At 71.2% G+C, this 26,882-nt stretch carries 25 protein-coding genes, 1 tRNA gene and 1 riboswitch; of the genes, 12 read left to right on the forward strand and 14 right to left on the reverse strand.

What is annotated here, in order from left to right; all coding sequences use genetic code 11:
• Positions 1–158: 158 nt before the first annotated feature.
• The gene (locus VFZ39_RS00895) at positions 159–1,895 is read right to left on the reverse strand and encodes a pilus assembly protein TadG-related protein (RefSeq protein ID WP_330863832.1); all 1,737 of its coding nucleotides are present in this window, start codon (positions 1,893–1,895) and stop codon (positions 159–161) included.
• Positions 1,896–1,906: 11 nt separating this feature from the next.
• A complete protein-coding gene (locus tag VFZ39_RS00900; RefSeq protein WP_330863833.1) occupies positions 1,907–2,560 on the reverse strand; it encodes a TadE/TadG family type IV pilus assembly protein in 654 nt (217 codons plus the stop codon).
• 173 nt (positions 2,561–2,733) lie between these two features.
• Here VFZ39_RS00900 and VFZ39_RS00905 point away from each other — a divergent pair, with 173 nt between their 5' ends.
• Together VFZ39_RS00905 and VFZ39_RS00910 are read left to right on the forward strand one after the other, a co-directional pair.
• Positions 2,734–3,966 (forward strand): DUF2157 domain-containing protein, encoded by a 1,233-nt coding sequence (locus tag VFZ39_RS00905; RefSeq protein ID WP_330863834.1) that lies wholly within the window; start codon positions 2,734–2,736, stop codon positions 3,964–3,966.
• On the forward strand, positions 3,963–4,442 hold the full coding sequence (locus VFZ39_RS00910) for a GDYXXLXY domain-containing protein (RefSeq protein ID WP_330863835.1): 480 nt from the start codon (positions 3,963–3,965) through the stop codon (positions 4,440–4,442). The genes VFZ39_RS00905 and VFZ39_RS00910 overlap by 4 nt, the downstream gene beginning before the upstream one ends.
• Positions 4,443–4,515: 73 nt before the next feature.
• On the opposite strand, the gene VFZ39_RS00915 is transcribed toward VFZ39_RS00910, so the two are convergent.
• From VFZ39_RS00915 to VFZ39_RS00935, 5 genes are all read right to left on the reverse strand, one after another.
• Positions 4,516–4,794 (reverse strand): MoaD/ThiS family protein, encoded by a 279-nt coding sequence (locus VFZ39_RS00915; RefSeq protein WP_330863836.1) that lies wholly within the window; start codon positions 4,792–4,794, stop codon positions 4,516–4,518.
• Between the two features lie 25 nt (positions 4,795–4,819).
• Positions 4,820–6,112 carry a threonine synthase gene (thrC, locus tag VFZ39_RS00920; protein ID WP_330863837.1) on the reverse strand — a complete coding sequence of 431 codons (1,293 nt, stop codon included), beginning with the start codon at positions 6,110–6,112 and terminating at the stop codon, positions 4,820–4,822.
• A gap of 10 nt (positions 6,113–6,122) precedes the next feature.
• A riboswitch (SAM riboswitch) is annotated at positions 6,123–6,254 on the reverse strand.
• Positions 6,255–6,395: 141 nt separating this feature from the next.
• Positions 6,396–7,238, reverse strand: coding sequence for a trehalose-phosphatase (gene otsB / locus VFZ39_RS00925; protein WP_330863838.1), 843 nt, complete (start codon positions 7,236–7,238; stop codon positions 6,396–6,398).
• Between the two features lie 41 nt (positions 7,239–7,279).
• Complete coding sequence (locus VFZ39_RS00930) at positions 7,280–7,735, reverse strand: LytR C-terminal domain-containing protein (RefSeq protein ID WP_330863839.1); 456 nt, start codon at positions 7,733–7,735, stop codon at positions 7,280–7,282.
• 93 nt (positions 7,736–7,828) lie between these two features.
• Positions 7,829–8,125, reverse strand: a complete 297-nt coding sequence (locus VFZ39_RS00935; protein ID WP_330863840.1) for a DUF3263 domain-containing protein — start codon at positions 8,123–8,125, stop codon at positions 7,829–7,831.
• Positions 8,126–8,295: 170 nt separating this feature from the next.
• On the opposite strand from VFZ39_RS00935, the gene VFZ39_RS00940 reads away from it, so the two are divergent.
• Together VFZ39_RS00940 and VFZ39_RS00945 are read left to right on the forward strand one after the other, a co-directional pair.
• Positions 8,296–9,708: an alpha,alpha-trehalose-phosphate synthase (UDP-forming) gene (locus VFZ39_RS00940; protein ID WP_330863841.1), complete on the forward strand. Its 1,413-nt coding sequence runs from the start codon at positions 8,296–8,298 to the stop codon at positions 9,706–9,708.
• Between the two features lie 7 nt (positions 9,709–9,715).
• The gene (locus tag VFZ39_RS00945) at positions 9,716–10,135 is read left to right on the forward strand and encodes a GNAT family N-acetyltransferase (RefSeq protein WP_330863842.1); all 420 of its coding nucleotides are present in this window, start codon (positions 9,716–9,718) and stop codon (positions 10,133–10,135) included.
• 40 nt (positions 10,136–10,175) lie between these two features.
• Here the strand turns inward: VFZ39_RS00945 and VFZ39_RS00950 are convergent, their stop codons facing one another.
• Positions 10,176–11,705 (reverse strand): FMN-binding glutamate synthase family protein, encoded by a 1,530-nt coding sequence (locus VFZ39_RS00950; RefSeq protein WP_330863843.1) that lies wholly within the window; start codon positions 11,703–11,705, stop codon positions 10,176–10,178.
• Between the two features lie 55 nt (positions 11,706–11,760).
• On the opposite strand from VFZ39_RS00950, the gene VFZ39_RS00955 reads away from it, so the two are divergent.
• From VFZ39_RS00955 to VFZ39_RS00965, 3 genes are read left to right on the forward strand one after another with little or no spacing between them, the layout of a single operon-like run.
• Positions 11,761–12,951, forward strand: coding sequence for an alpha/beta hydrolase (locus VFZ39_RS00955; protein WP_330863844.1), 1,191 nt, complete (start codon positions 11,761–11,763; stop codon positions 12,949–12,951).
• Between the two features lie 47 nt (positions 12,952–12,998).
• The gene (locus VFZ39_RS00960) at positions 12,999–14,330 is read left to right on the forward strand and encodes an MFS transporter (RefSeq protein ID WP_330863845.1); all 1,332 of its coding nucleotides are present in this window, start codon (positions 12,999–13,001) and stop codon (positions 14,328–14,330) included.
• Complete coding sequence (locus tag VFZ39_RS00965; RefSeq protein ID WP_330863846.1) at positions 14,327–15,742, forward strand: pyridoxal phosphate-dependent decarboxylase family protein; 1,416 nt, start codon at positions 14,327–14,329, stop codon at positions 15,740–15,742. The genes VFZ39_RS00960 and VFZ39_RS00965 overlap by 4 nt, the downstream gene beginning before the upstream one ends.
• Before the next feature lie 40 nt (positions 15,743–15,782).
• Here VFZ39_RS00965 and VFZ39_RS00970 read toward each other — a convergent pair whose 3' ends face one another.
• Together VFZ39_RS00970 and VFZ39_RS00975 are read right to left on the reverse strand one after the other, a co-directional pair.
• Complete coding sequence (locus VFZ39_RS00970; RefSeq protein WP_330863847.1) at positions 15,783–16,655, reverse strand: class I SAM-dependent methyltransferase; 873 nt, start codon at positions 16,653–16,655, stop codon at positions 15,783–15,785.
• 2 nt (positions 16,656–16,657) lie between these two features.
• The gene (locus tag VFZ39_RS00975) at positions 16,658–16,792 is read right to left on the reverse strand and encodes a hypothetical protein (RefSeq protein WP_330863848.1); all 135 of its coding nucleotides are present in this window, start codon (positions 16,790–16,792) and stop codon (positions 16,658–16,660) included.
• A gap of 132 nt (positions 16,793–16,924) precedes the next feature.
• On the opposite strand from VFZ39_RS00975, the gene VFZ39_RS00980 reads away from it, so the two are divergent.
• Genes VFZ39_RS00980 through pdxY form a run of 3 tightly spaced genes read left to right on the forward strand, consistent with a single transcriptional unit; the run spans position 16,925 to position 19,299 of the window.
• Positions 16,925–17,629, forward strand: a complete 705-nt coding sequence (locus VFZ39_RS00980; RefSeq protein ID WP_330863849.1) for a uracil-DNA glycosylase — start codon at positions 16,925–16,927, stop codon at positions 17,627–17,629.
• Positions 17,630–17,644: 15 nt separating this feature from the next.
• Complete coding sequence (locus VFZ39_RS00985; RefSeq protein WP_330863850.1) at positions 17,645–18,430, forward strand: dioxygenase; 786 nt, start codon at positions 17,645–17,647, stop codon at positions 18,428–18,430.
• A gap of 26 nt (positions 18,431–18,456) precedes the next feature.
• Positions 18,457–19,299, forward strand: a complete 843-nt coding sequence (gene pdxY, locus VFZ39_RS00990; protein WP_330863851.1) for a pyridoxal kinase PdxY — start codon at positions 18,457–18,459, stop codon at positions 19,297–19,299.
• 80 nt (positions 19,300–19,379) lie between these two features.
• Here the strand turns inward: pdxY and VFZ39_RS00995 are convergent.
• A tRNA-Thr gene (locus VFZ39_RS00995) sits at positions 19,380–19,455 on the reverse strand.
• 37 nt (positions 19,456–19,492) lie between these two features.
• Between VFZ39_RS00995 and malQ the strand changes: the two genes are divergently transcribed.
• Together malQ and VFZ39_RS01005 are read left to right on the forward strand one after the other, a co-directional pair.
• The gene (gene malQ / locus VFZ39_RS01000; RefSeq protein ID WP_330863852.1) at positions 19,493–21,595 is read left to right on the forward strand and encodes a 4-alpha-glucanotransferase; all 2,103 of its coding nucleotides are present in this window, start codon (positions 19,493–19,495) and stop codon (positions 21,593–21,595) included.
• Positions 21,596–21,703: 108 nt separating this feature from the next.
• Positions 21,704–22,939 carry a DUF4032 domain-containing protein gene (locus VFZ39_RS01005; RefSeq protein WP_330863853.1) on the forward strand — a complete coding sequence of 412 codons (1,236 nt, stop codon included), beginning with the start codon at positions 21,704–21,706 and terminating at the stop codon, positions 22,937–22,939.
• Here the strand turns inward: VFZ39_RS01005 and VFZ39_RS01010 are convergent.
• Genes VFZ39_RS01010 through cysS form a run of 3 tightly spaced genes read right to left on the reverse strand, consistent with a single transcriptional unit; the run spans position 22,911 to position 26,851 of the window.
• Positions 22,911–24,494, reverse strand: a complete 1,584-nt coding sequence (locus VFZ39_RS01010) for a metallophosphoesterase (protein ID WP_330863854.1) — start codon at positions 24,492–24,494, stop codon at positions 22,911–22,913. The genes VFZ39_RS01005 and VFZ39_RS01010 overlap by 29 nt on opposite strands.
• Positions 24,491–25,453, reverse strand: a complete 963-nt coding sequence (gene rlmB / locus VFZ39_RS01015; RefSeq protein WP_330863855.1) for a 23S rRNA (guanosine(2251)-2'-O)-methyltransferase RlmB — start codon at positions 25,451–25,453, stop codon at positions 24,491–24,493. Before rlmB ends, VFZ39_RS01010 begins: the two co-directional genes overlap by 4 nt.
• A gap of 3 nt (positions 25,454–25,456) precedes the next feature.
• Positions 25,457–26,851: a cysteine--tRNA ligase gene (cysS, locus tag VFZ39_RS01020; RefSeq protein ID WP_330863856.1), complete on the reverse strand. Its 1,395-nt coding sequence runs from the start codon at positions 26,849–26,851 to the stop codon at positions 25,457–25,459.
• Positions 26,852–26,882 lie beyond the last annotated feature (31 nt).

A 26,882-nucleotide genomic window follows, 5' to 3' on the forward strand; every position in this document is an offset into this window, starting at 1 on the left:
GTCCCGGAGAACCCTGCTCCCCGGCCGGTCACGGACCTCAACGTCACCTCGTCGGTGTTGTCACTCTCATGCTACGAGTGCCAGCCTCATGTTTAGCACTCGGGGTGGTCGAGTGCAAACAGTTCCGCGCCAGGCCGGTACGAGCACGAGTGCCGCGGCTACTCGATGAGCCTGACCGGCTCACCCTCGATCTTGGCCGTCCACGTGGTGGAGTCGTTCACAGAGGACCCGGAACCGAAGTCGACCTCCACGCGGAACCAGCAGCCACCAGCACTGCTCGTGTCGCACGTGTACGTGCTCGGGATCGGGACTCGGATCTGCTGGGACTTCCCGTTCCATCCAGCGGCGCTGGAGATACCGGTGATGCGGCAATTCGTCAGCGCACCCGTGACCTTGCCGGTGCCGCGACAGCCCGGGATGTTCGAGGCCATGTTCGAGTCGGTGGGTGGAACGACCCGCATGGTGCCGCCGGTCGCCGCCTCACCGACGTCGAAGAACCCGAACACCAGCGTCTTGCCCGCGGCGGCCGGGATCACGCGGACCAGGTTGAAGACGGTGGTCGCACCGGTGGCGTTGGCATAGATCGGCATCCGCTCCCACGCCGAGACCGAGATCGCGCCTGCCCCCACCCCCGATGAGAACGCGCGGATCGCAAACCGGTTGGCGCCCCCGCCGCCGACGCTGGTGTCGTCGCCGGTCTGGGTGAACACCTGGGTGTTGCCGGAGTAGCCGCCGTTCCCGTCGGGCGTGCTGGTGCTCAGCTCCACGTTGGTCCGCACCTGGATGAAGTGGTCCCCGGCCTCGGAAGGCGTGAAGGTGCACATCGGGACCCACTGGTGGAACACCCGCGCGAGGTTCTGGTTGTAGGCGCTGCTCGTGCTGCGGAGGGCACTGCGGCTGAGGTCGGACGCGGCGTACCCCGGGTACTGGCGCACACAGGACGTGATGGGCGGCGCCTTGCGGGCGTCGTTCAGGTCGGTCGGCCCACGCAGCCCGAAGGAAGTCACCGTCGGCGCGGTGGTCGTCGCTACGTCACCGGTGCAGAACGTGTTGGTCGACGTGCTCGACAGCTTCCTGTACCGGTTGATGGCGTCGGTCGTCGCGTAGGGGTTCCAGTTGTTGTTGTCCACGGCGCTGCCGCTCGGCCCGGTCTCGCAGTAGTCGCCCTGCGCCACGAAGGCGGGGTCGTAGAGCTGGATCGTCACGGGCTTGCCCACCGCACCGGGTCCGATCCGCACCAGGTAGAAGTAGCCCTGGGGATCGAACTCCAGGTTCGTCGTACCGTCGCACCCGTCGACCCCGCTGGTGCAGGTGCGGGTCATGAACTGGTCGCCGTTGCCCTTGGGCCAGTCGGGACCTCCGATGTTGCTCCAGAACTCCGGGTTGGTCGAGCACGTCGCGCCCGAAGGCACCAACAACTGGCTCGCCACAGGTGGGCGCCCCGGTGTGCCGGCCGGCTCGTTCCCCATGGTGTTGCACGGGCTGCCCATCGGGGCAGGCCCGTTGTAGTCGGCCACGGCGGTCCGCGCCAGCACCGTGTCCACGACGCCGATCGCAGCACCGAAGCCGTTGCCGACCTTCGATGCGACGGTGACCTCCAGCTGGGTCGGCTTCTCACCGACCGTGACAGTGACGCTGCTGGCTCCCGTGTTGGGGAAGCCGTTGTCCTCGGCGATCTCGATCGCACGTTGTCGCGCCTTCTCGAAGTCGTCGGGCATGTACGTCACCCCCGCGGTCGCCGCGGCGTCGGCCGCGGCCTGGACACGCTCGAGCTCGACGTACCACCGCGCGACGTCGACCGAGATCGCGGCCAGCGGTAGCGCGAGGGCCGCCACGAACGATGCCACCAACACCGCGGCGGCTCCGACCTGGCTCTTGACGCGCCTCCTAGCCATGGCGCTGGTCCTCACGCATGTGCGTTCGCCGTGCCGGGCTTGCACCGGTCGGCCTCGAGCGGCTCGAACTGCATGACGGTGCGCTCCTGCATGGTCATGCCGTCACCGAACATCCCGGTCAGCCAGGTGTGATCTGCCTGCATGCCGATCCCGACCGTGTGACGACCGGGGTCGTTGACGCAGGCATTGACGCTGGCGGAGGCCCAGCTGCCCGATGAGTACCGGAACTTGCCGAGGCCTGCATCCCACACGTAGATCACGCAGTTCGAGCTGCACGTCAGGGTGGACTGGCCCAGGGGGAAGCCGTTCGTGCCGGCTTCGTACACCATCAGCCACTGGATGTCCTCGCGCGGCATGGCAGTACCCGCCTGCTGGATGGTGTCAGCCGCAGCCTGAGCGAACGCGGGGACGCTTGTCGGCGTGCACGGCGGCGGGCTGGGATCGCTCGCCTCACACGTCCCGGGCCCGGCGTCGGCGGCAGCGGACGCGGTGCGCGCGCCGGCGCGGACGCTGCTGCTCAACGAGGAGTAGTCACGCATCAGGAAGGTCATCTCGATGATGCCGAGCAGCAGGATCACCAGGATCGGCACGACGAGCGCGAACTCGACAGCGGAGGCGCCCCGCTCGTCGGTGCGCCTGTCCCCGCATTTGGTTGTTCTGCCCACGCGAGTCTCCCCCGCCAGTCACGGACGACGACCCGCAGGTCGGCGCTCCCACCCGTGAACTCCGAAGGTTAGGGACGCCTCATCCGGCACCGCAGACGAAACCGAGACATTTTGCCTGGCGAGTGAGCACCGGTGCTCAGGCGGGCGGGCAGGGTGCGGCCCATGCTGACCGCATGACCACCTCACCGACTCTGGACCGGCCGCCACTGCGGCCCGCCAGCCCCTCTCAGCTCAGCTGGCTCCGCACCGAGCTGGCCGCCTGGCAGCACGAGGGCCTCATCGACCCTGCGCTCGCCGCTACGCTGGCCGCCCGCTACCACGAGTCCCGGCGGTTCTCGGTCGGCCGGCTCCTGCTCACCCTCGGCGCCGTCTTCGTCGGCGTGGGGCTGATCTGGCTCGTCGCAGCCAACCTGGACCAGCTCCCACCCACCCTGCGGTTCGTCGCCGTCGCCGCCATCTGGGTGGCGCTGCTGGCGGCCGGTGAGGCGTTTGCTGCGCGACACCAGCGGCAGCCGGGCATCCCCCGGCCGCTGGTGTTCTCGGTCCGGCTGTTGGCGGCGCTGGCCCTGGGCGCGGTGATCTTCCAGGCCGCCCAGAGCTTCCAGGTCCCTGCATACGAGCCCCGCCTCGTGGGGCTGTGGGCCGCCGGCGCCCTCGTTCACGCCTACGTCGTCCGCGGTGCGGGTCCGCTCCTCGTGGCGCTCGCCGCCGGTAGCACCTGGTTCGTCTGGCAGGTCCTGTGGGATCAGCCGAGCGGGCTCGGCGCAGTACTGGCGCTCGCCGTCCTCGCGTGCGTCGGCGTGGCGGCGGCGTCGCTCCACACGACCGGTGCTGCGGGCGAGCAGGCCAACGATCGGTTCGCGGCCCCGTGGCGTGAGGTCGGCGCGGTGTTCGCGCTGGCGGCGCTGTTCGTGGCGGCGCTCCCCTTCGTGGGGCTCGCGGACTTCGAGTGGAACGCGTGGCTGGTCGGTGGCCTCGTCGTCGCCGGCGTGATCACCGCCGTGGCGCTCGGCCGGGCCGGAACGGCGATCGACCGGATGGAGGCGGTGGCCGGTGTCGCGGTCGCGGTCGTCGCGATCGCCCTCGCCGCCTGGGAGACCAGCTCGGACGTCGACCTGGTCGGGCCGGCCGAATGGGCCCACGCGGCGGTCAGCGTCACGGCGTACGTCGCAGCGGCGATCGGCGTGGCACTGCTCGGGACCCGACACGACAGCTGGCGGCTGACCGCGTCGGCGACCGGGGCGTTGGTGGTCTTCACGACGTTCCAGAGCTTCGCCGTGTTCGCTCCGATCATCGAGGGCGCCTGGCTGTTCGTCGTGCTGGGCCTGATCTTCCTGGGCACCGGCTTCACGTTCGACCGAGCCCGCCGGCGCCTCGCCGCGGCTCTGGAAGGAGAGGTCCGATGATCAGCATGGTCCGCAAGGTCGGTGTGGTGTCCGTGACCGGGCTGGCGCTGGCTGCGGTCGCCGTCTACCCCCAGCTGTCGGCGCGGCTCACCGGTGAGGAGATCCGGCTCCGGGTCGCGCCGGTCGACCCGATCGATCCGTTCCGGGGCGCGTACGTCGACCTGCAGTACCCGGACCTCCGGCTCGGTGGCCCGGACCCGCGCGGGATCGACGACGGGGACTCGGGCGACGTGTACCTCACGCTCCGCCCGAAGGGCGACGTCTGGGTCGCCGACTCGTGGACCCGCACCCGACCCGAGGACGGCACCTACCTCGCGTGCACCGACCACACCTGGCGGGTGCGGTGCGGGATCGAGAGCTGGTTCCTGCCGCAGGACGAAGCGGCCGAGATGGAGGAGGCCGTCGGCGACGGCGCGATCGCGACCGTCCGGGTCGACGACCGCGGGCATGCAGCGCTGGTGGACGTCGAGGGCTAAACCCCACTGCCTCGTGTGCCTGAGAGTGCGTCAGAGCGCACTCTCAGGCACACGCCGCGGTCAGGGGCTGCGGTCAGGAGCCGCCGGCCACGGCCGGGATCACCGAGATCTGGGTCCCCTCCGGCGTCGGGGTCTTGAGGTTGTCGAGGAAGCGGACGTCGTCGTTGCCGACGTACACGTTCACGAACCGGCGCAGCTCGCCGCTCTCGTCGACGATCCGGCCCTTGAGGCCGTTGAAGTTGCCGTCGAGGTCGTCGAGCACCTCCGCAAGCGTGGTGCCGTCGGCGGTCACTTCGGACTCGCCGTCGGTGTAGGTGCGCAGGATGGTCGGGATGCGGACGGACACGCTCACGGTCTCTCTCCTCTGCTGCGTCGGGTCACGCGATGCCGGTCGCGGCGAACGCGGTGTAGGACGGGTCGATCGTCGCAGCCGCACCGACCTGGTCGGCCACCGCGTCGAGCGTCTTCAGGCCCATCCCGGTGTTGATGATGACAGTTTCCAGCGACGGGTCGAGCTGGCCGGTCTCGACGAGCTTCTTGAGCACCGCCGTCGTGGTGCCGCCGGCGGTCTCGGTGAAGATCCCCTCGTTCCGGGCGAGCAGCAGGATCCCGGCACGCACCTCGTCGTCGGTGACGTCCTCGACCGCGCCGCCGGTCTGCCGGCAGATGTCGAGCACGTAGATCCCGTCGGCGGGGTTGCCGATCGCCAGGCTCTTGGCGATGGTGTCGGGCTTGACGGGTCGGATCGCGTCCACGCCGGCCTTGTACGCCGTGGAGACGGGCGAACAGCCGGCGGCCTGTGCCCCGAACACCCGGTAGGGCTTGTCCTCGACCAGCCCGAGGGCGATCAGCTCCTGGAACGCCTTGTGCACTTTGGTGAGCTGGGACCCCGACGCCACCGGGATCACGATCTGGTCCGGCAGCCGCCAGCCGAGCTGCTCCGCGATCTCGAACCCGAGGGTCTTGGAGCCCTCGGCGTAGTAGGGCCGGACGTTGACGTTGACGAACGCCCAGCCGTCCTCCTCACCGGCGATCTCCGAGGCCAGCCTGTTGACGTCGTCGTAGGACCCGTTCACGGCGACCAGGGAGTCGGTGTACACGGCGGAGTTGACCTGCTTGGGCTTCTCCAGGTCCGCGGGGATGAACACGACCGTCTTGATGCCGGCGCGGGCGCCCGCCGCGGCGACGGCGTTGGCGAGGTTGCCAGTGCTCGGACACGCGAACACCTTCGCGTGCAGCTCGCGGGCCGCGCTCAGGGCACAGGCGACGACCCGGTCCTTGAACGAGTTGGTCGGGTTCGTGGAGTCGTCCTTGACCCAGAGCGTCTCGATGCCGAGCTCGCGCCCCAGGTTGTGGGCCCGGAGGAGGCGGGTGAAGCCGGGCTCGGTGTTGGGCGAGCTCTCGATGTCGGTCGGCACCGGCAGCAACGCCTTGTAGCGCCAGATGTTGCGCGGACCGGCCTCGATCTCTTCGCGGCTGACGGCGCGTTCGCCGTACGCCACCTCGAGCGGGCCGAAGCACTCGGGACAGGCGTAGAAGGGGCCGAGCTCAACCTCGTGACCGCACTCGCGGCACGACAACGCGCGGGCGTTGCCGAAGGCGCCCTCGCGGAGCCCGGGTCGGGTGGTGGTGTCGGCGTCCTGGGTGACCTCGGACAACGTCGCGCTCACGGATTCCTCCTCCTCATCTTCCCCGGACGACTCTCGTCCGGGCCGGAATTGGCACCGTTTCCGCGACCGGATGGATGTGGAGCTGGTCGTGGCGGTTGCCGGGACGTCGACGGGCCGTTCCCTCAGTCCCTCTCGATGAGCTGGTCAGGACTCTACGGGAGCCGTCTCACGATGCGTACGGCGGTCCCGAATGCTGGATAGGCGGCGCTGCCTCGGCCGGTAACGGACCCGTGGTGGCGCTCCGACCCCGTTGCACCGGGGTGGGAGCGCTACGGAGGCGCCGTTACGCAGTGGTGGTGGCGCGCCGGGTCAGGTCGCGAAGCAGGTCCAGGACCCCGGTCGGGCCGGGGACCAGGACGTCGGCGCGGGCAGCGAGGGCGGACTCCTCCTCCGAGAGGGAGCACACGAGGAGGGTCGGCAGTCCCTGGTCGCGCAGCTCCGTCACGGCGTCGAACGCCTCCAGGTCGCCGAGGTCGTCGCCGGCGAACAGCACCCCACCGGCCTCCTGCTCCGACACCAGGGTGTGCACGGCGTGCCCCTTGGTCATGCCCGGAGACCGGACCTCGATCACGTTGCGGCCGGGCTCGAGCGTCAGCCCGTGTCGGTCGGCCAGCGAGCGCAGCGGCTCGAGCAGCCGATCGAAGGCGGCGGTCGGATCGGGCAGTCGGCGGGTGTGCACGGCGACCGCCAGTCCCTTCTCCTCGACGTACGCCGCCGCGGCATCGGACCGGCGCAGCACTCCCGGCAGCTCGCGCTCGAACGACGACAACCCCTGGGGCGGGCGTGGCGACACGATCCGTCGCTGCGTGGACGACCACCGCTCGTTGCCGTACTGGCCGAACACGAAGAGCTCCTTTCCGCCAGCGTGGATCTCACCGCCGACCTCGTCGAGACCACCGAGCGCGATCGCCTGCCGGGCTGGGCGACCGGTGATCACGGCGACGGCGCGCACGACCTCGGCGAGCTGCACGAGGACGGCTGGGGCATCGGGGTGGATGTAGGCCTCCGACGGCTCGTCGACGATCGGCGAGAGGACTCCGTCGAAGTCCAGGCCGACGACGACACGGGCAGCGGCGGCGACCAGGTCGGCGTACCGCTGCTCGGCCTCCGGCGAGGTGAACTCCATGAGCTCACCCAACCACGCGGCCGGGCAGTCGGGCCGAGGGATCAGGCGACGTCGGCGGTGAGGACCACCGTGAGCCGGTCGCGGCGCATCGGCCCGGTGGCCGGCATCGTGCGCTCGAGGCCGAGGTCGAGCGCGAGCAGCTTGGCGGCCGCCTTGAGCCGCTCGGGGTAGTAGACCGTGGACGCCGGGATCGTGCCGTACCAGTTGTCGGACCCGACGACCTGCCAGCCGACGTCGGTCGCGACGCCGGCGACCCGGCTGGCGAGGCCGGAGATCCCGGAGTTGTTGTAGACCTCGACGTAGACCTCGCCACGGACGACCTGCGGCTCGATCGGCTTCTGCTTGGCGGTGGGCAGCGGCTGCTCGGGCGTGGGCTCTGGCGTGGGCTCGGTCTGCGACGGCGTCGACACCGTACGGACCTCACGCTCGGTCGGCGGTTGGTCCTTGGTCGCGACGTAGGCGATACCGGCCATCGCCACGGCGATGACGCTCAGCATGGCTACCGGCGAAGGGAAGGCGACGCCCCGCTGGCCCCGCGTCGACCGGATCCCGGGTTTCCAGGCTCGCTTCGCTCGCACCTCAACCACCAGCTAGACCTCGAAGCCGAGGCGGCGCGCGGAGCGCTGCCGCTGCCGGGCAGCCCGCAGCCGTCGCAGCCGGCGGACCAGCAGCGGGTCGGCCTCGAGAGCCTCCGGCCGGTCGATCAGGGCGTTGAGGACCTGGTAGTAACGGGTCGAGCTCATGTCGAACTTCTCGCGGACCGCGGTCTCCTTGGCGCCGGCGTACTTCCACCAGTGGCGCTCGAACTCCAGGATCTCGCGGTCGCGGTCGCTCAGGCCGGGCTGCTCGCCGGCCGAGTGGCCGTGGAGTGCGTTCGCGGCGTCCATGCGGTGGGTTCTCCTGGTCGGTCCGGGGTCGTGCGCCCACTGTAGGTGACGAACCACAACGATGTCATTCGTTCCGGCGCGAGTCGCCCAGCGGGTGTCGAGCGGGGTCTCGAGCGGGTCTCGAGCGCCGTGCCGATCGGGTGAGCAGGCCGTTCTCGGCGCCCCCTAGGGTGGAAGACGTGACCCAGTCCGACCAGCTCGTCATCGTCGCGAACCGGCTGCCGGTCGACCGGGTCGAGCTCCCGGACGGGTCACCCGGGTGGCGACGCTCTCCCGGCGGCCTCGTGTCGGCGATGGATCCGGTGATGCGCACCCGGAACGGCGTCTGGATCGGGTGGCCCGGCGGTACGGAGACCGACCTCGAGCCGTTCGAGGACGACGGCCTGTCGCTCGTGCCGATCTCGCTGACCGCTCAGGACGTCGAGGAGTTCTACGAGGGCATGTCGAACGCGACCCTCTGGCCGATCTACCACGACGTCGTCGCGAAGCCGGAGTTCCACCGTGAGTGGTGGGACTCCTACGTCGACGTCAACCGTCGGTTCACCGAGAGGGCCGCCGAGGTCGCCGAGCAGGGGGCGACGGTCTGGGTGCACGACTACCAGCTCCAGCTCGTCCCCCAGATGCTGCGCGAGCTGCGCCCGGACCTGCGGATCGGGTTCTACCTGCACATCCCGTTCCCGCCTGCCGAGCTCTTCGCCCAGCTCCCCTGGCGGCGGCAGGTCCTCGAGGGGCTGCTCGGCGCCGACCTCGTCGGGTTCCAGCTGCCCGGCGGGGCGGCGAACTTCGTCCGTCTCGTGCGGCAGCGGGTCGGCCACAAGACCCACCGCGACATCGTCTACCTCCCGGACGGTCGGAAGGTCCGGGCGGCTGCGTTCCCGATCTCGATCGACACCCGGGCGTTCGAGGAGCTGGCCCGCCGCGAGTCGGTCGTCGAGCGCTGTGCGGAGATCAGGAGCGCGCTGGGCAGCCCCACGAAGGTGTTCCTCGGCGTCGACCGGCTGGACTACACCAAGGGGATCATCGCCCGGTTGCGCGCGTTCAGCGAGCTGATCACCGACGGCTCGCTCGACGCGGACGAGGCGGTCTTCGTGCAGGTGGCGACGCCGTCGCGGGAGCGGGTCGCGCAGTACCGACTGCTGCGCGACGAGATCGACCGGCTGGTGGGTCGGATCAACGGCGACCTCGGACGGATCGGGCAGCCGGCGATCCACTACCTCCACTCGTCGTACCCCCGGGAGGAGATGGCCGCGCTCTACCGGGCCGCCGACATCATGGTCGTCACCCCGTTCCGGGACGGCATGAACCTGGTCGCCAAGGAGTACGTCGCCTGCCGCTACGACGACGACGGCGCCCTGGTGCTGTCGGAGTTCGCGGGCGCCTCCAACGAGCTGCGACAGGCGTGGCTGGTCAACCCGTACGACATCAACGGCATGAAGGCCGCCCTGCTCGAAGCCTGCCGCGCCGACGACAAGGCACGGTCGAGGCGGATGAAGGCGATGCGCCGGACCGTCCTGAGGAACGACGTCGCCGCCTGGGCGGACGGGTTCCTCGAGAGCATGGCGGAGGTCGGCCGCAGCGAGTGAGCGCGCGATGACCATCGAGGTCTCCACGGACCCGGACCGGCTCGACGTCGACCGGATCCACCGGTGGCTGTCCGAGGACGCCTACTGGGCGCTGGGCCGGCCGCGCGAGGTCGTCGTGAGGTCGATCGCGGGGTCGGTCAACTTCGGCGCGTACGTCGGGGACGAGCTGGTGGGCTACGCCCGGCTGGTCACCGACCGGGCGACGCACGCCTGGCTGTGCGACGTGTACGTCGACCGCCCGCACCGAGGGCGGGGCGTGGGCTCGGCGCTGCTCGCCGCGGTGGACGAGCAGCTGGCGTCGTACGGCGTCGGGCGGGCCGTGCTGGCCACGCACGACGCCCACGACGTCTATGCCCGGTTCGGCTTCGCGCCACTGACCCACCCGGAACGGTGGATGGCGCGGAGCTACCAGGAACCGCGGCCGTGAGAGTCCCGACCGTGACGCGTGACCCCCGAACCCGGCACAGTCAGACCAGGCTCTGCGTCATCAGCCGCTCGATCTCCGCACGGTCGGTTGCGGAGGGCTGGCCCCACCCGGGTCGGTAGCCGTAGACCTCGCCGAGCGACCTCGACGACAGCACGCCGTCGAGGATGTCGATGTCGTTCACGTCGATCAGCCCGGGGTGGACCACGCCGCACGCCTCCGAGACCTTGAGCAGGTCGCGGCGGAGGGTCCTGATGTAGTTCGCGACCCGGATCGACTTCAGGGTCGGGTCGAGGCCACGGGTCAGCCACGCGTTCTGGGTGGCCACCCCGGTCGGGCAGTGGTCGGTGTGGCACTCCTGCGCCTGGATGCAGCCGAGGGCCAGCATCGCGCCACGCCCGGTGTTGATCAGGTCGGCGCCGAGGGCCATCGCCACGATCGCGTTCTCCGGGAGCCCGAGCTTGGCAGCCCCGATGAACGTGATGTCGTCGGTGAGGCCCTTCTCCGCGAAGAGCTTGTAGACGGTCGTGAAGGCGAGCCGGAAGGGCAGCGCCACCGAGTCGCTGAACACCAGCGGCGCCGCTCCCGTGCCGCCCTCGCCCCCGTCGATCGTGATGAAGTCGACCGCGCGCTCCTTCGACATCTGCTCGGAGAGCTGGTGCCAGAACTGCATGTTGCCGACCGCCGACTTGATCCCGACCGGAAGGCCGGTCTCGCTCGCGACCAGCTCGACGAAGTCGAGCATGCTGTCGACGTCACGGAACACCGAGTGCCGCGAGGGGCTCGAGCAGTCCACCCCCATGGGGATGCCGCGGATGTCGGCGATCTCCTGGCTGATCTTGGCTGCCGGCAGCATCCCGCCCAGGCCGGGCTTGGCGCCCTGGCTGAGCTTGATCTCGATCGCGCAGACCGGCGCGGAGGCCACCACGTCCTTGAGCCGGCCGAGGTCGAACTCACCCTTTTCGTCACGGCACCCGAAGTACGACGTTCCGATCTGGAACATGATGTCGCCGCCGTGCCGGTGGTGGGGCGACAGGGCGCCCTCGCCGGTGTTGTGGAAGCAGCCCGCCAGCTTCGCTCCCTTGTTCAACGCCTCGACGGCGGGAGCGGAGAGCGAGCCGAAGCTCATGCCCGAGATGTTGACGACCGAGGTCGGGCGGAACTTGAGCCGACGGCCGCGGGCGCCGCCGAGCACCTTGGCGGACGGGATCGGGATGTCCTCGCCGATGTGGACCCCGGTGTGCGGGACGACCTCGGAGAACGTGCGGTGCCTGATGATCGGGTAACCGACGGTGTGCTCGACGTCGTTGTCCGTGCCGAACCCGAAGTAGTTGTTCTGCAGCTTCGCGGAGGCGTACACCCACCGCCGCTGGTCACGGCTGAACGGCCGCTCGTCGTCGTTGTCGGTGATGATGTACTGGCGCAGCTCGGGCCCGATGCTCTCGAGCATGTACCGCAGGTTGGCGATCACCGGGAAGTTGCGCTTCAGCGCGTGCTGCTTCTGCACGAGGTCGTGGACCGCGACCGCGCCGATGGCGGCGGCCCCCGTTGCGGCGATGGCCTTCCAGCTCATGGCCTGTGTCTACAGCGGCGCGTCGGCCCTGTCGAGGTCGGGTACCTTGCGAAGCATGGATCTGGTCCCGAAGCCCGATCAGGTCGTGGCCGCGGCGGGGAACGTGGCGCGCCAGGTTCTCTACGGCGGTCTGGCAGACCTGCGCCCGATGCGGCGCGACCTGGTCGGCGAGGGGACGCTGCGCGAGGTCTACCACTACCGACCCGCCGGCACGGACGGGACCGGCGACCCGGTGCTCCTGGTGAGCCCGCTCGCGGCGCCTGCCCGGTGCTTCGACCTGCGCCGGGGCTGCTCGCTGGTGGAGCACCTCGTGGGGGGTGGCCGTCCGACGTACCTCGTGGAGTACGGCGCGGTGTCGCTCAAGGACCGCAACCTCGGCATCGACCACTGGGTCGACGACGTGCTGCCCACGGCGATCCGCGAGGTGTCGGCGCACGCGGGGGGTCGGCCGGTTCACGTCGTCGGGTGGTCCCTCGGTGGGATCTTCACGCTGCTGACCGCAGCCGACGACCCCGGCCTGCCGATCGCGTCGCTCGCCGTCCTCGGTACGCCGATCGACGTCAGCCGGGTCCCCATCGTCGCCCCGCTGCGACCCCTCCTGACCCTGCCGTCCGGGTGGGCCCCTCCGGGTCGCGGGATCGTCACTCGCGCCTACCAGGTGGTCGGGGGCGCGTCCAAGCCGCTGGTGGGGTGGGCCTTCCAGCTCTCGTCGTTCCAGAGGCTGGTGACCAAGCCGCTCGCACTCGCCGTGAACCTCGACGACGCGGACTTCCTGGCTCAGGTCGAGGCGGTCGACCACTTCAGGGACCAGATGGTCGCCTACCCCGGTCGCACGTTCGGGCAGCTCTACCACCGGTTCATGAAGGGCAACGCCCTCGTCGAGGGCGAGCTCGACCTCGGTGACCGGAAGGTCCGGCTCGCCGACGTCACGGCGCCGGTCCTGGTCTTCGGCGGCGCGACCGACGGCATCTCGCCGATCGCGGCGGTGACGCCGGTGGTGCCGCTGCTGAGCGGATCGCGAGAAGTCCGGTTCGAGGTCGTGCCAGGCGGCCACCTCGGCGCCCTGACCGGCCGCGCCGCGCGTACGTCGACCTGGCCGGTCATCGACGAGTGGCTCGACCAGTGGTCGTCCGCGGAGCAGGGAGCGCCCGGCCCGCCGCGGTCGCGTGGACCGTCCCGAGGGACGATCGGCTCCAACCCGAGGCGACGCCACGGATCGGCCGGCTCCCGCGCCCTGTCCCGCTGACGCGGGTGCGCGAATTCACCGAACCCACCCGGCACTAGTCTGCCGACATGCCGGCCAGCGAGACCCTGCCGCGGGGCGTCAGGTTCGGGTACGGGTCAGGGTCGGTCGCGACGGGCGCCTTCGGCACCGTCCCGGGCCTGATGCTGCTGCCGTACCTCACCGACAGCCTCGGGATCGCCGCCGTGTGGGCCGGCGTCATCGTGTTCGCACCGAAGGCCTGGGACGTGGTCCTCAACCCGATCGCCGGCCGGATCAGCGACCGTACCGTCGACGAGCGCGGCCCCCGGCGGCCGTGGCTGCTGAAGGCGGGGCTCGCCCTGGCAGCCTGCTTCGCGCTGATCTTCGCGGGCCCGGACCTCGGGTCGCAGGGGTTCGACGCCCTGTGGGTCCTCGTCTGCTTCTTGGCCGCCGCGTCGGCGTACGCCTTCTTCCAGGTGCCCTACGTCGCGATGCCCGCCGAGATCACCGACTCCTACGACGAGCGCACCCGGCTCATGACCTGGCGGGTCGCCATCCTCGCGTTCACGATCATGCTGGCCGGAGCCACTGCCCCGTTGATCCGGGACGCGGTGGGCGGCCGTGCGGGATACCGGGTGATGGGGGTCGTGATGGCGGCCGTGATCCTGGTCGGCGTGATCAGCGCCTACCGCGGCACCCGCGCGGCTCCGGTCGGTGCCGTCCGACCCGGCGCCGGGACGCTCGCCGACCAGCTGCGCGTCGTCGCCGCCGCACCTGACTTCCGGGCGCTGCTCACCACCTTCGTCATCCAGGCGCTGGCGACCGGCTGCATGCTCGCCGGCGTGGACTACCTGGCGACCGACGTGCTCGGCCAGAAGGGCGCGGGCACGATCCTGTTCGTGTGCTTCGTGGGGCCCGCCCTGGTGCTCACCCCCGTCTGGGCTCGCCTGGGGCGGCGGATCGGCAAGAAGCAGGGGTACGTCGCCGCGTCGCTGGTCCTCGCAGCCGGCGCCGCTCTCGCGGTGCTGGCCGACGATGCGCCGGTGGCCGTGGTGTTCGCGGCCACCGCGCTGGTCGGCGTCGGCTACGCCGGTGCCCAGGTGTTCCCGATGGCGATGCTGCCGGACGCGGCCGCGATCGACTCCCGGCGTACCGGCAGCAACCGGGTCGGTGTCTACACCGGCGTATGGACTGCCGGCGAGACGCTCGGGCTGGCGCTCGGACCGGGCGTGTTCGCGCTGGTCCTCGCGGCCGGCGGTTACGTGTCGTCCACGACCGGCGTCGCGCAGCCGGAGTCGGCCGTCACCGCGATCGTGCTGGGGTTCTCGTTGTTGCCGGCAGCGCTGGTGCTGGCGAGCCTGTGGTGGTTGCGCGGGTACACGCTGGACGCGGCCACGGTCGACCAGGAGGTGGCGGCATGAACGACGTGCTGGCGCGGCTGCGCGCCATGCAGGCCAGGGACCTGCCGGTGCACGGCGGGCGCACCCTCGCCTACGTCTTCGACTCCGGGCTCGCCGACGTCGACGAGGTCGGACGGGCTGCGGTCGCGGCGTACGCGGGCGCGAACGGGCTGGACCCGACCGCGTTCCCGTCGCTGCTCGCGATGGAGAACGAGGTCGTGGGCTTCGCGTGCGACCTGCTGGACGCACCGGCCGGCGCGGTCGGGTCGGTGACCTCGGGCGGCACGGAGTCGTGCCTCCTGGCGGTGCAGGGTGCGCGCGACGCCCGGCCCGACGTGCCCGACCCGTCGATCGTGGTGCCCGACACCGTGCACGCGGCGTTTCACAAGGCGGCGCACTACTTCGGGCTGCGCACCGTCGTGATCCCCGTGGGGGACGACTTCCGCGCGGACGTCGCTGCCATGACCGCAGCTCTCGACGACTCCACCGTGCTGGTGGTCGGATCGGCGCCGTCGTACGCGCACGGCGTGGTGGACCCGATCACCTCACTGGCTGACGTCGCGGCGGCGCGCGGGATCCGCTGTCACGTCGACGCCTGCATCGGCGGGTGGGTGCTGCCGTACGCCGCCCGGGTCGGCCGCGACGTACCGCCGTGGAGCTTCGCGGTTCCCGGCGTCACATCGATCTCGGTGGACCTGCACAAGTACGGCTACGCCCCCAAGGGCACGTCGGTGCTGCTGCATCGCGAGCCCGGGCTGCGACGACCGCAGTTCTTCGCGTGGGCCGGCTGGCCGGGCTACACGATGCTCAACTCGACGATGCAGTCGACGAAGTCGGGCGGGCCGCTGGCCGGCGCGTGGGCGGTGCTGCAGACGCTCGGCGACGAGGGGTACGCCGGGCTCGCCGCTCAGGCCTTCACGGCGGTGGACGAGATCGTGGCCGGTCTCTCGGCGCCGCTCGCGCTGGTCGCGCCCCCCGATTCCACCCTCGTGGCCGTGGCCACCGACGCCAGCTGCGACCCCTTCACGATCTGCGACGAGCTGGCGACGCGCGGCTGGTTCGTGCAGCCCCAGATGTCGTACGCCGGGCGGCCGGCGACCTTGCACCTGTCGGTGTCGGCGTCGACGCCGGCGGCGGAGTTCCTGGCCGCGCTGTCGGAGTCGGTCGCCGCGGCGGTCGCCGCCGGACCCGTCACCGTCGACCCCGAGGTGGTGGCGTTCATCGAGGCGCTCGACCCGGCCGCGCTGACCGACGAGGACTTCGACGGCCTGCTCGCCGCGTCCGGCCTGGTCGGTTCGTCCGAGGACGGCGCCCTGGCGCTCCCCGACCGGATGGCTCCGGTCAACGCGATGCTCGACGTTGCCTCCGCTGCGATGCGCGAGGCGCTGCTGATCGCGTTCCTCGATCGGCTCAGCCGCCCGGCACGTCGGTGACCTCGGCCGACCCCGAACCGCAAGCCAGCCCCGGATCCGGTCACCGGCCGCCGACCTTGACACCCCACCCGACGTTGAGCGGTGCGGTGACGATGGCCGCCTCGTCCGCGCCCGCCCGCTCGCGGATCATCTCCTCCAGGGCCGAGCGGATCGTCGTCCTGTCAGCCTCACCGGCACCGACCTCGTCCAGGATCATTCCCGTGATCGGGTTGCTGTAGAGCATCCAGTTCCACAGGTCGCGCCCGTTCGGCAGCTCGAGCCGTTCCTGGTGTGTGGTGTCCACGTGGACGTCCTGCAAGCCGGCATCGGCGAGTCGCTCCCGCAGTACGGCGGGGTCGGACACCTGGAACTCCAGTGGCGGCGGATCCGGCAGCCCCTCGAAGTCGGGAGCGACGCGCTGGAGGGCGGCGATGAAGAACTGCAGTGCCTCGAACTGCGCGGGCGACCCGTACGCAACGATCAGGACCCGGCCACCGGGCTTGGTCACCCGCACCATCTCGTGCAGGGCAGAGGCCTGGTCGGGCACGAGCATCACTCCGAACTGGGAGCCGGTCACGTCGAACCGGTCGTCCTCGAGATCGAGGTCGTGGGCGTCCATCACCCGTGCACTGGCGTTGGCCAGGTTCTCAGCGCGCACGCGTTCCTCGAACCGGGCCACCATCGCGGGTGCCCAGTCGGTGCTCAGGACCGTCGCCCCGAGCCGAGCCGCGGCGAGACCGAGTCCGCCCGGGCCGCCGGCCACATCCAGGAAGGTGTCGCCGGCGCGGAGGCCGACGAGATCGAGGGCGGCGGCGGAGACCGGCTGTTCACCGGGGGCGACGTGCTCGGCGTACCCGGTTGCGATCGCGTCCCATGCCTCGGGGGGAGCGAACTCGGCGTGCTCGGCGGTCGAGGTCTGGTCGTCGATGGTCATGGTCAGTGCCCTCCCTCCGTGGAGTGGTAGCTGACGCCGTGCGGGCCCTGCGTGCGCACGTCGGCGTCATGGGCCTGGACCACGTCGCGGGCGGTGAGGGGCTCCTCAGCGGTGTGGACATCGAGAAACAACGGCATGGGTTCATCCTTCGCGGTAGTTGGGACCGCCGACACTAGGAAGCGAGCCGGTGCGCACGCATCGGAAGAACGACCCATCCGGGCCGGCAGCCGAGATGGGTCGTTGCACTCAGCGGCACTAGCGTTCTCGCCATGAGCACGCTGGCGGGCCTGGTCGACCGGGGACTGGTGGCCGCCGACTGGGCCGAGGCGCTGGCGCCGGTCGAGGAGCGGATCGCCGCGATGGGCCGGTTCCTGCGCGAGGAGCTGGCGGCGGGCCGGTCGTACCTCCCGAACGGCGACCAGGTGCTGCGCGCCTTCCAGCGGCCGCTCGGCGACGTACGGGTGCTGATCGTCGGTCAGGACCCGTACCCGACTCCCGGGCACCCGATCGGGCTGAGCTTTGCGGTCGCCCGCGACGTGTGGCCGCTGCCTGCCAGCCTGCGCAACATCTACGTCGAGCTGCGCGACGACCTCGGCATCGTCCCGCCGAAGCACGGCGACCTCACGGCGTGGGCCGACCAGGGGGTGATGCTGCTCAACCGGGTGCTGACGGTGCGACCCGGCGAGTCGGCCAGCCACCGTGGTCGCGGCTGGGAGGAGGTCACCGAGTGTGCGATCCGGGCGCTGGCCGGCCGCGGCGGTCCGCTGGCAGCGATCCTCTGGGGTCGCGACGCGCAGTCGCTCAAGCCGCTGCTCGGACCGGTGCCGTGGGTGGAGTCGGTGCACCCATCGCCGCTGTCGGCCCACCGGGGCTTCTTCGGGTCAAAGCCGTTCAGCCGAGTCAACCGGATGCTGGCGGACCAGGGCGGCGATCCGGTTGACTGGGCCGAAGGGTGGGAAAAAGTTGAACGTTGAACTATTGTGGTGGACATGACTGTGACCAGCCCGGGCCGGATGCCCGCCCTCTACATCGGCCATGGCGCTCCGCCGCTGCTCGACGACCCGGTGTGGTCGGGCCAGCTCGCGGCCTGGGCTGCCGACCTCCCGCGCCCGAAGGCGATCCTGATCGTCAGCGCCCACTGGGAGTCGGCGCCGGTGATGCTGTCGGCCAGCGGCGTACCGCTGATCTACGACTTCGGCGGCTTCGCCCCCAAGTACTACAACGAGAAGTACTCGCCCCCGGACGCCTCGGCACTGGCGCAACGGATCGCGGCGATGATGCCGGCGGACGAGCCCGTGCACCAGCACCCGAGCCGTGGCCTCGACCACGGCGCCTGGGTGCCACTGAAGATCATGTACCCCGACGCCGACATCCCCGTGCTGCAGATGTCGCTGCCGACGCAGGACCCGGTCCGGCTGCTCCGGCTGGGCGAGCGGCTCCGTCCGCTGCGGGACGAGGGCGTGCTGATCATCGGCTCCGGCTTCCTCACCCACGGCCTGCCGTTCCTCACCGACTGGCGGATCGACGCGGCCGTCCCGGGCTGGTCGTCGGACTTCGACGCCTGGGCCGGTGAGGCGCTCGCGCGCGGGGACGTCGACGCGCTGGCCTCGTACACCTCGCAGGCGCCGGGCATGCCCTACGCCCACCCGACCGTCGAGCACTACACCCCGCTCTTCGTGACCCTGGGTGCCGCGAGCGACCCGGAGCAGCCCGGCCGGCAGGTGATCGACGGCTTCTGGATGGGCCTGTCCAAGCGCTCGCTGCAAGTGGCCTGACCTCGCGCGTCTGCGAGGATCGACGGGTGCGCATCCTGTCGATCCAGTCCCACGTCGCGTACGGCCACGTCGGCAACAGTGCCGCGGTCTTCCCGCTGCAGCGGCTCGGTCACGAGGTGTGGCCGGTGCTGACGGTGAACTTCTCCAACCACACCGGGTACGGCGCCTGGCGCGGTCCCCTGATCGACCCGGCCGACGTGGCCGCCGTCGTGACCGGCATCGAAGAGCGCGGGGTGCTCGCGACCTGTGACGCCGTGCTGTCGGGCTACCAGGGCAGCCCGGCCATCGCCGACGTCGTGATCGACGCGGTCGCGCGGGTGAAGGCGGCCAACCCGGCCGCGACGTACACCTGCGACCCGGTGATGGGGAACGCGACGTCCGGCTGCTTCGTGAACCCCGAGATCCCGCCGATCATCCGCAAGCGGGTGGTGCCGGTGGCCGACGTCATCACGCCCAACCAGTTCGAGCTCGGGTTCCTCACCGACACGACGCCGACCACGCTCGACGAGGTGCTGAGCAGTGCGGACCTGGCGCGTTCGATGGGCCCCTCGACGATCCTCGTGACCAGCGTCGAGACCGGCGACGGCACGATCGGCCTGATGGCAGTGACCGGCGACGGTGCCTGGCTTGTGCAGACCCCGCGGCTGCCGATGAAGGCCAACGGGTCCGGCGACATCACCGCCGCCCTGTTCGCGGCCCACCTCCACGACACCGGCGCTCCGGACGCCGCGCTGGCACGCACCGTCAGCTCGGTGTACGCCGTCCTGAAGCAGACGTTGGAGTCGGGCGAGCGGGAGCTGCGGCTGGTCGACGCCCAGGCGGCGATCGCCTCGCCGGCCTGCGAGTTCGAGGTCCGCCAGATCCGCTGAGCCGCGCCAGACACCGCCAGACACCGCGGCGTGCGCCTGAGAGTGCGCCATGGCGCACTCGCAGGCACACGCGGCGGTAGTGGAGCCGCGTGACGGGATCGAACCGACGACCTTTCGCTTACAAGGCGAATGCTCTACCAGCTGAGCTAACGCGGCGCGCGGGCCATCGTAGACGCCGCCTAGGGTGATCACCGTGGCCCACCTCGACGACTGGCCGGCGCTGGCCGAGCTCGCCGACCGGTACGGGGTCTCCCGTGAGTACTGGGACTGGCAGGGCCATCACGTGCAGGTGCCGGTGGCGACGGTCCAGGTCGTGCTCGAGGCGCTGGGTGTCGACGCAAGCACCGAGGAAGCGGTCCGTGCCGCGCTCGCAGACGTCGACCTCGGGCCCTGGCGGCGGATCCTGCCGGCGGTGACGGTGGGGCGGGCCGGTCATCCCGTGGAGGTGCTCGGGCACGTGCCGCACGGGGAGCCCCTCTCGATCCAGGTGGTGACCGAGGACGGCACGACGGTCGACGCGATCCAGGTCCAGCACCTCACCGGGCCGCGCGAGATCGACGGCCGGGTCGTCGGAGAGGCCCGGTTCGTGCTGCCGCCTGACCTGCCCACCGGCTACCACCGCTTGCGCGCTCGAAGCGGAGCGAAGACCCGGGAAGGGCTGCTGATCCTCGCCCCCGAGCGGATCGACCTTCCCGCTGGCCTCCCCCCGCAGGTGTGGGGACTGATGACCCAGCTCTACTCGGTCCGGTCACGTGACTCCTGGGGCGTCGGCGACCTCGCCGACCTCGCCGCTCAGGCCCGGTGGGCCGCCGGCCTCGGCGCCGAGTTCGTGCTCGTGAACCCGTTGCACGCGGCCGAGCCGGTGCCGCCGATCGAGGACTCGCCGTACCTGCCGACCTCGCGCCGCTTCCTCAACCCGCTCTACCTGCGTGTGACCGACGTCCCCGAGCTCGCAGGGCTGCCGCCGGAGCAGCGCGCCCGGGTCGAGGCGTACGCCCGCGACTACGACGACGCCGACGGCCTGATCGACCGGCAGCCGGCGTACGCCGCCAAGCTCGCCGCCCTCGAGCTGATCCAGACCGCCGCGCGATCCCCCGAACGGCAGCGGGCGTACGAGCAGTTCCTCGCAGCGCAGGGGCCGGAGCTGCGCCAGTTCGGGATCTGGTGCGCCCTCGCTGAGCAGGTGGGCAGCGCCGACTGGCCCGAAGAGCTGCGCGAGCCTGACTCGCCCGCCGTAGCGGTGATGTCCGAGCGACTCGCGGACCGGGTCGAGTTCTTCTGCTGGCTCCAGTGGTTGTGCGACCAGCAGCTGGCGGCAGCTCAGGCCGCCGCTCTCGACGCGGGCATGTCGATCGGTCTCGTCACCGACCTGGCGGTCGGCGTCCACCCGGCCGGCGCCGAGGTCTGGACGCTCGGGCCGGCGCTGGCCCGCGGGCTGTCGGTGGGAGCGCCGCCGGACGCGTTCAACCAGCGCGGCCAGGACTGGTCGCAGCCGCCGTGGCGTCCGGACGTGCTCGCCGAGCTGGGCTTCGCGCCGTACCGCGCTGTGCTGCGGGCAGCGCTCCGTCACGCGGGCGGCGTTCGGATCGACCACGTCATGGGACTGTTCCGCCTCTGGTGCATCCCGGAGGGCGCCGCGCCCGCAGAGGGCGCCTACCTGCGCTACGACCACGAGGCGATGGTCTCGATCCTGCTGCTCGAGGCCGAACGTGCCGGGGCCTTTGTCGTGGGGGAGGACCTCGGGGTCGTCGAGCCGTTCGTGCGCGACTACCTCGCCAGCCGCGGCGTGCTCGGTACGTCGATCCTGTGGTTCGAGGCCGACGGTGGAGCGCCGCGCCCGCCCGAGTCCTGGCGTGAGCTGTGCCTCGCGACCGTCACCACCCACGATCTCCCGCCGACCGCCGGCTACCTCGCCGGGGAGCACGTCCGATTGCGCGACTCGCTCGGGCTGCTGACTCGGTCGGTGCAGGACGAGCTCGCGGTGGCCGTACACGAGCAGCAGGCGTTCCGCACCCTGCTGCGGGAGCGCGGGCTGGTGTCCGACGACGCCGACGAGGAGGAGATCGTCGCCGGCCTGCACGTCCTGCTCACGCGGGCGCCGAGCCGCCTGCTCGGCGTCTCCATCGCCGACCTGGTCGGCGACCGGCGTACCCAGAACCAGCCGGGCACCCACCGCGAGTACCCCAACTGGCGGGTCCCGCTCTCCGGTCCCGACGGCACCCCGTTGCTCCTGGAGGATGTCGTGGCGAACGACCGCGCCCGCCGGCTCGCTGCCCGGCTACGCGCGGCTGGCTAACGGTGCCGCGGGTGCGCTCCCACCCCGGTGCAGCGGGGTGGGAGCGCAGCGCAGGCACCGTTACCCGCGACCTGATCGCCACACGCCGCCGCTGAGTAGGGTCGACGCATGGCCCTCCGGATCGTCGCGAGTCGGCCCGACCCGGCGATCGTGACGTTGCCCTGGTCGAGCCCGCTCGAGGAGTGGGGTGACGAGCACGTCGTGCCGCTCCCCCGGGGTCTCTCCCGCCACGTGGTGCGGATCATCCGGCTGCGCGACCGCGTGTACGCGGTGAAGGAGACGCAGGAGGACATCGCGTTCCGGGAGTACCGGCTGCTCCGCGACCTGCAACGGATGGGGTTGCCCGCCGTGGTGCCGCAGGGAGTCGTGACCGGCCGCGAGGACGAGGACGACGAGCCGCTGCCCGCTGCGCTGCTGACCGAGCACTTGCGGTTCTCCCTCCCCTACCGCAGCCTGTTCTCCCACGGCCTGTCCGCCGAGAGCCTGCCGTCCCTGATCGATGCGCTGGTGGTGCTGCTGGTCCGGCTCCACCTCGCGGAGTTCTACTGGGGCGACGTCTCGCTCTCGAACGTGCTGTTCCGCCGCAGCGCGGGTGGCTTCTCGGCGTACCTCGTCGACGCGGAGACCGGCGAGCTCCGCCCCCAGCTGTCACCGTCCATGCGCGAGTACGACGTCACGCTCGGCTGCGAGAACGTCTACGCCGAGCTGCTCGACCTCCAGGCGAGCGGCTCCCTCGAGCCCGACGTCGAGGCGGCGGACGTGGTCGAGATGATCCGCACCCGGTACGACGCGCTCTGGGGCGAGCTCACCGGTGAGGAGGAGTTCCCGGCGAGCGAGCTGTGGCGGATCGAGGAACGGATCGAGCGCCTCAACGACCTCGGCTTCGACGTCGAGGAGCTCGACATCATCACCGACTTCGACGGCGACCGGGTCGTCATCCGACCACGTGCGGTGGAGCTCGGGCACCACACCCGCGAGCTGCACGGGTTGACCGGGATGTACGCCGAGGACGCACAGGCCCGCCGGATGCTCAACGACATCGCGAGGTTCACTGCGGCCCACGACCTCGGTCGCGAGGATCGGGCGCTGGTGGCGAACCGCTGGCTGACCGAGGTCTACGAGCCGTTGGTCGCGATGGTGCCGCCGGAGGCGCGCGGAAAGCTCGAGCCCGCCGAGCTGTTCCACGAGATCCTCGTGCACCGCTGGTACCTCTCGGAGCGCGCCGGCGCCGAGGTCGGCTTCCGCGAGACCGCCCGCGACTACATCGACACCGTCCTCGCCACGAAGCCGGACGAGGCGGTCGCTGCGCCGGGCCTCACCGCCGAGCAGAACCCGGGCGCGTGACGAGTCCCGCACCCTCGGGCTCGCTGTCGGTCCCGCTGTCCGACTCCGGGTCCGGTTCGCCGGGCGCGATCTCGACGTAGTCCCCGACCTCGAAGGTCCCGTTGGTCTGCAGCGTCACTGCCTGGATCGCGACGGGGGCCCCGTCCCGGTAGGTGATGAGCGAGACCATGGCGTCGCGGCGCGGCTTGCTCCCGATCGCGATGGCGTACGCCGCTCCGCCGGTGGTTCCGGTCGTGTACTTGTAGCCGACCGCGCCGTTCTCGCCGTCGATCCGATCCGGTCCGATCTTCACGTGCACGTGCCCGCCGACGACCAGGTCGACGCAACCTCGCGCCAGCGCGTCGGTGGCGAGGTTGGCGTCGTGGACGAGCACCGTGTTGATGCGCTCGTCGGCGGTGCACAGCTCCTCGCTCAAGAGCTCGCCGACCTCGGCGAAGCTCAGGCCGGTCTCGTCGCGCCAGTTGCCGAGCCCGCTGGACCTCGGGTCGGGTGCGCCGACCAGGGTCCCGCCGCCCGGCCCTTCCTCGACGTCACCGTCGAGCACCGTCCACCCCAGCTCGCCGAGGTAGTCGGCGACGAACCCGCCCCCGTCGTGGTTGCCGGTGGCGACGAGCTTGTCGTAGCCGTCGAACGCCGCGGTCACGGAGTCGAGGCTGAAGGCCTCCCATGCCTCGCCGGTCGACGTGTCGTCGCCGGCGTCCATCACGACGGTGGCGCCGGCGCGGTCGCCGATCGCCCGCGCGACCCGGTCCATCCCGATGTTGTCGTGCCGGTCGGAGACGACCAGCGCGACGGTCTCGTCCTCCTCGGGCTCCCGCAGCACGAGGTCCTCGGCAGCCGCGGCCGCCTCGTCGTAGAACTCCTTGCTGCGGTCGTACGTCGAGACGGCGCTCTCGATCAGGCGGCGCGAGTCGATCGCGCCCGTGTCGGTGCGGACCTCCACGCCGGCCACCGCCTCCGGAACCGCCACCGCGCCGGCGAGGTACTCGGGCAGGGTCACCCACGACTGCTCGTCGCGGATCGCCTCCTCGTCGCCCTCCCACGGCTCCCACGCCAGCACCCCTGTCACGACGGCCACGGCGATCACCGCCACACCGCTCGGGGTCCGGGCCGCCCGCCAGAGCTCACGGCGACGAGTCCGCCCCAGCAGCAGCCAGAACGCGACGGGCACCAGACCCACGACCATGCCGCGAACCGCCGCGTCGGTGGCCATGTCCCCGACGGCCGCCTCGACGCGTGCGATCGACCCCTCGGGCTGGCTCGCGATCAGGGCGTAGCGGTCGACCAGCTCGCTGAGGGTGTCGGAGTTGGTCTTGCCGAGCGTGACGTCCACGCCGATCCGACGCCCGGAGTCGACCCGCAGGTCCGGCAGCACCGGCCCGCTGTGCACCTCGACGTACCCGCCGAGCGTCGGGCGGATGACCGTGTCGTGACCCGCGACCACCGCCTCGCGCTCGGAGTTGAGGAAGAACCCGATCCCGGCCATCACTGCTACGGCAGCCCACACCACAGCCAGGCCGAGGCCGTGGAGGACCGGCACCGCGGCGCGCTTCACCGCCTCGTCCGGGCCTGCGCGATCGCGTAGAGCGTCACCGACGCGGCGACGCCGGCGTTGAGGGACTCGAGGTCGTTCGCCATCGGGATCGACACCAGCTGGTCGCACGTGTCGGCCACCAGCCGGGAGAGGCCGCCGCCCTCCGCGCCGACGACCACCACGAGCGGTCCTTCGGCCAGCCCGTCCGGCGCCGTGAGATCGGTGAGCGACACGTCGCCGTCGGCAGCCAGACCCACCACCATGCAGCCCGCCTCCTGGTAGGCCTTCAGCTGACGGGTGAGGTTGACCGTCCGCGCCACCGGAATCCGCGCTGCCGCACCGGCGCTGGTCTTCCACGCGCTCGCCGTCATCGTGGCGGCCCGCCGCTCGGGGATCACCACGCCGTGCGCACCGAAGCCACTGGCGCTGCGGACGACGGCACCGAGGTTGCGCGGGTCCGTCACCTGGTCGAGCGCCACCACCAGCGGCGGCTCCAGCTCCTCGGCCGCGCGTGCCAGGAGATCGTCCGGGTGGGCGTACTCGTACGCCGGGATCCGCGCCGCGAGGCCTTGGTGCACCGCCCCGTCGGTGAGCCGGTCGAGCTCGGTCCGGGTGATCTCCAGCAGGCTGACGCCCTGCTCGGCCGCCAGCTTGAACGCCTCACGCAGCCGGCTGTCGCGATCGGAGCCCTCGGCGACGTACACCGCCGCGACCGGGACTCGTGCCCGGAGCACCTCCACCACGGAGTTCCGGCCCGCCACCCACTCGGCGTCCGAGACGACCGGGCGTCGTCTCGGGCGTGCGGACTGTGCCCGCTCCGCCTGCTGCTTGGCCTTGAATGCCTTGTGGTTGGGGCGATCCTTCGCCTTCGGCGTGGGCCCCTTGCCCTCGAGCCCGCGGCGGACGCGGCCACCAGACCCCGCGGTCGGCTTCTTGCTGCTCTTGCGGACCGAGCCCCTGCGTTGTGAGTTACCAGGCATCGGTCACACGCTCCACTTCGGGCCGTCGGGGGTGTCCTCGATCTCGACGCCGGCGGCCTTGAGCCGGTCGCGGATCGCGTCGGCACGCGCCCAGTCCTTGTCGGCTCTCGCCTGGGCGCGTTCCTCGAGCAGACCCCGCACCAGCGAGTCGACGACGCCGGTGAGCTTGTCGTCGCCGCCGTTGGTGGCGAAGTCGCGCGGATTCAGACCGAGCACGTCGAGCATGCTCACGACCTGACCGTAGGCGGCGCCGAGCTCGGCGGACGGTCCGTTCGCCAACAGCCGGTTGCCCTCCCGCACGGTCTCGTGGATCACCGCGACGGCCGCGGGCGTCCCGAGGTCGTCGTCCATCGCGGCGACGAAGCCGGGCGGGTAGTCGGCGACCCAGCCTTCGACGTGCGGAGCGGCGCGGTCGAGGAAGGACTCGATCCGGCGGAACGACGTCGCCGCCTCCTCCAGCGCCTCGAACGAGAACTCCACGGTCGAGCGGTAGTGCGCGCTGACCATGTAGAACCGCAGCTCGACGCCGCGCACGCGCTGGAGCACGTTGGGCACCAGCAGCGAGTTGCCGAGCGACTTGCTCATCTTCTCGCCGGCAGTGGTGATCCAGGCGTTGTGGAGCCAGTACGACGCGAACGGGTCACCGGCCGCCCGCGACTGCGCCTGCTCGTTCTCGTGGTGGGGGAACCGCAGGTCGACGCCGCCACCGTGGATGTCGAAGGCCGGTCCCAGGTACTTGCGCGCCATCGCCGAGCACTCGATGTGCCAGCCCGGTCGGCCGGGTCCGTAGGGCGACGGCCACGCGGCCGTCTCCGGCTCGGACTCCTTCTTGTGGCCCTTCCAGAGCGCGAAGTCGCGCGGGTCGCGCTTGCCCCGCGGGTCCGCGTCGCCGGCCGGCTCCATGTCGTCGATCCGCTGCCGTGTGAGCTCGCCGTAGTCGGGCCACGAGCGGACGTCGAAGTAGACGTCGCCGGAGCCGTCCTCGGCGGCGTAGGCGTGCCCGGTCGCGACCAACCGGCCGATCAGCTCGAGGATCTCGGGGACGTGACCGGTGGCGGCCGGCTCGTAGGTCGGCCGGCGGACGTTGATCGCGGCCAGCACGTCGTCGAGCTCGTGGTGCATCCGCTGCGCGAGCTCGTACCAGTGCAGGCCCTGGTCGGCCGCCTTGGCCAGGATCTTGTCGTCGATGTCGGTGACGTTGCGGATGAAGTCGACCTCGTAGCCCGACCGCTCCAGCCAGCGTCGCAGCACGTCGAAGTTCACGGCCGACCGGACATGGCCCACGTGTGGCTCCGACTGCACCGTGAGACCGCAGACGTAGATGCCCGCCTTGCCCGGCCGGAGCGGGACGAAGTCGCGGACGTCGCGTGTCGCGGTGTCGTAGAGGCGCAGGGTCACCGGGCGATTCTACGGGCGGGGCCGCGATTCC

This window comes from Nocardioides sp. (assembly GCF_036374615.1).
Lineage (GTDB): Bacteria > Actinomycetota > Actinomycetes > Propionibacteriales > Nocardioidaceae > Nocardioides.